Here is a 2,874-nt window from a genome sequence, read left to right as displayed (position 1 = left end):
CTTGATCGCAATCAGCGCAAGGATAATGCCCCACGCCACAGCGACTGCCCCGCCGGTGATGTGCAAGAGCCGCATGAGAAAAGCGCCCGAGGCAAACAGGATCAGGGCCGTGACCAGGGCGGTCAGAACCATTTTGCGACCGATGCGGACCTTGGTTTCCGCGTCGAAAGCGTGTGTCTTTTCCAGAAAAGGCACAAGCGCGATCTTCGGCCCCATCCCGATCAAAAGCATGAGAAGAAGTTTGCCCACCAGCGCAGCGTCGATAACGGTAAAATCCATGTAAAATCCCCCTGAGTTTGTGATCCTAAAAACAGTGCCTGTTCTTTGCCCCTCTGTTGCACGGCTCTCCCACCGGCCCTTGGCAAAGACACGCGTCAGACGTCCACCAGAAGTGCGGGCACTAGCGCCCGCATCCGCTTTGCCCCCTCTCGGCCCTGACGCCCGGCTCGCAGTCCGGCGCTTTGTTCTGCATGGTGCCCGAACCGAAAAGACCGCTGACATTTCCAGCGTAGTTGTCTCTTGTATTTGCGTCGATCACGGCAACCGGTGCAGCCAGGATCAGGCCAGCGACATTGCCGGCAGCCGCGGCCGTACCGGTCGTTGCGGCAAGAAGCGTGTCACCCAGCCCTATCTTGCTGTCGGTCAACGCCTGTCCATCCGAAATTCTCGCGCCGATCAGGCGCACGACTTCCGGCGATTCGGCGAACTTGCCATGGTGAAGCCGGTCGCCCGCCTTGACCTTGGTCAGGTCGATCACCGTGATCTTGTTGTCGGAAAGCTCCTGCTTGAAAGGCGGCTGCTCGGGATCGATCGCTCCCAGTCTTGCGACATCGCCCCAGACCCTGCGCGATAGCGCGAGCGCACGGTCGTCGCGCGAGACAAACAGCGTGAAATGGGGGCGCGGCTCCCCCATGTCAGTAATCTGCTGGCGGAAGACGTCGACATCCACGTCAGGTGCGGCCAGCATCACGTTTTCAAACTTGACCGGAAGGCGGCCATTACGGATCGCCATCTGGCGGAGCGCTTCCAGTGCCAGCCAATTGCCCATGGAATGGGCCAGAATGGAGACTTCCTTCACCTCCGGATCCCTGGCGAGATACTGGAAGAGCGTTTCCAGCGCATTGCGGGTATAGTTCGTGCTTTCCCTGTCATACCCATAGGCGAAAACACTGCCACGCGACGGCCAGGTCACCAGCACGGGCGCGCTGCGGACACCGGAATCCTGAACGATCTGGGCGAAACGGTAGACGGAATCTTCAAAACGGTTGTTGAAACCGTGGATGAAGACAAGCACGCTGCCGTCGCCGCTCTTCCTGACTGCGGCGCTTAGCCAGGTTCGGGCGCCGTCCCGGCTGATCTCGTCCGCCTTCAATGTCGCAAAATCGGTTGCCGGATTGGAGGGAAGTTTTTTCGGCCAGGCGACCTCGCCGACCTTTCGGACGCTCTCAGGTGGTATGGAAACGGTCATGTCAGCAAACGTCGGCTCCGGTGCCCGCTCGCCGGTGAACATCTCCCCCTCCAGCGCCGAGCGGCTACGCGTCGTGGTGACCAGCAGATTGACGCGACTGGTATCAGGCGCACTGTCTGCAACAGGCGTGAGGACGTTCTTCGGGCGACCGCCACACCCGATGAGAACCGACAGCATCATGCATATGACCAGACATTGCACGACGCTGCGAAAGCCGCCATCTGTTTGCTGCGCGATGGAATATGTTGTTCTCAGCAATGTCGCATGCTCCCTTGTCGCGCAGTCCGTGGCAGCGGGCGGCAGATCCGAGGAAAATCTATTCCAACGGCGAGGAGCTTTCCCGTAACATCTGGTAGGTTACGGGCTGCTGCGACTGACATTGCGGCTGGCCAAAATAGCAAAAACCTCTGTTTCGGCAGGTTTTTCGCCTTCTGCCGTGCAAGCTGCGGCTGCTCGGAAGGCATATCCATATGGCCGCCAGGCGGGAGCCAGGACAGTTCTGGGATCCGGATGCCCGTTTTTCCAGTGTCTTCCGGACCTCCCGCGCCCCGTATGTTACGGTATCCTACTGCACGAAGCCTGCCGCATGGTCGACCATGGGGCTGCAAATACGCCTTGCGCCGCAGTCTTGAGCCAGGGGGGAAGTGAACCATGGATGAGGACATTGCTGCTGCAGTCAGGCTGCGGTTTCCCATCGAAGCCGAGGCGATCGTCGAACGTGCGTCCTGGGACCCCGTCTTCTGCGAGATCTGCCGGGATTTCGCCGAAGCCCAGACGGAATTGGTCAAGTGGGAAGCATCGTCGGATCCGCATGGGGGCAAACGATGCGCCGAGTACAGACAACTGATCGCAGAACTCGCCAAGGAAATAGAAGACGCTCTCGCCAAAGCCAAAGTGGTCAAGCTGCACCACCCGCCTGTACAGCGCTCCCGGTGATCTGATGGGAGCCTGCTGCGCCCGGCAGGACTGTCGATGGCGGCACAATCCTTTTTGGCGGATTCATACAACAGAGATAGAATTCCGAAGGACATAACACAGTGGTTTCAGAAGCCATCAATGAGCCTACGGCGCCGCCGGCGCCACAAAATCCCCTGCGCAGGATCGCCCTGATCATCATCCTGTTGGCGCTTGCGTTATTTGGCCTGTCGGTTTTCATGGAGCGGCGGACGCCATCGACGTCGCAAGCCTATGTCCAGGCCTATGTCGTCGGCATCGCGGCCGAAGTCACCGGGCGGATCGTTGAAGTGGGCATAACCGACAATATGCAGGTGGAGGCAGGTCAGATCCTCTTTCGCATTGATCCTGAGCGATATGCACTGGCCGTCAGCGAAGCTGAGGCCGCCCTGTCCAGTGCGGGCCAGTCAATCGGCGCATCCACCGCGACGGTCGATGCGGCACAGGCCAAG

General features: G+C 59.7%; 4 protein-coding genes. 2 read left to right on the top strand and 2 right to left on the bottom strand.

Going from position 1 to position 2,874, the window contains the following annotated elements:
* The coding region (locus PDO_RS12065; RefSeq protein ID WP_009109880.1) for a MarC family protein at positions 1 to 279 on the bottom strand (279 nt) is incomplete at its 3' end.
* A 121-nt stretch (positions 280 to 400) separates the two neighbouring features.
* The gene (locus PDO_RS12060; protein ID WP_081593178.1) at positions 401 to 1,645 is read right to left on the bottom strand and encodes an alpha/beta hydrolase; all 1,245 of its coding nucleotides are present in this window, start codon (positions 1,643 to 1,645) and stop codon (positions 401 to 403) included.
* Between the two features lie 474 nt (positions 1,646 to 2,119).
* Here PDO_RS12060 and PDO_RS12055 point away from each other — a divergent pair, with 474 nt between their 5' ends.
* Both PDO_RS12055 and PDO_RS12050 read left to right on the top strand, forming a co-directional pair.
* Complete coding sequence (locus PDO_RS12055) at positions 2,120 to 2,404, top strand: hypothetical protein (protein ID WP_009109876.1); 285 nt, start codon at positions 2,120 to 2,122, stop codon at positions 2,402 to 2,404.
* 101 nt (positions 2,405 to 2,505) lie between these two features.
* A partial coding sequence (locus PDO_RS12050) for a biotin/lipoyl-binding protein (protein WP_009109874.1) occupies positions 2,506 to 2,874 on the top strand: 369 nt, incomplete at its 3' end.

The organism is Rhizobium sp. PDO1-076 (assembly GCF_000247475.1).
In the GTDB taxonomy this organism is placed as follows: Bacteria; Pseudomonadota; Alphaproteobacteria; order Rhizobiales; family Rhizobiaceae; genus Allorhizobium.
The sequence above is the reverse complement of the archived record's forward strand: the minus strand, read 5'-3'. Positions and strand labels throughout refer to the sequence as shown.

Bases quoted from the DNA above. Each gene is read 5' to 3' on its own strand.
- PDO_RS12060 (WP_081593178.1), bottom strand. From the start codon at position 1,645: ATGCTGTCGGTTCTCATCGGGTGTGGCGGTCGCCCGAAGAACGTCCTC.
- PDO_RS12055 (WP_009109876.1), top strand. From the start codon at position 2,120: ATGGATGAGGACATTGCTGCTGCAGTCAGGCTGCGGTTTCCCATCGAA.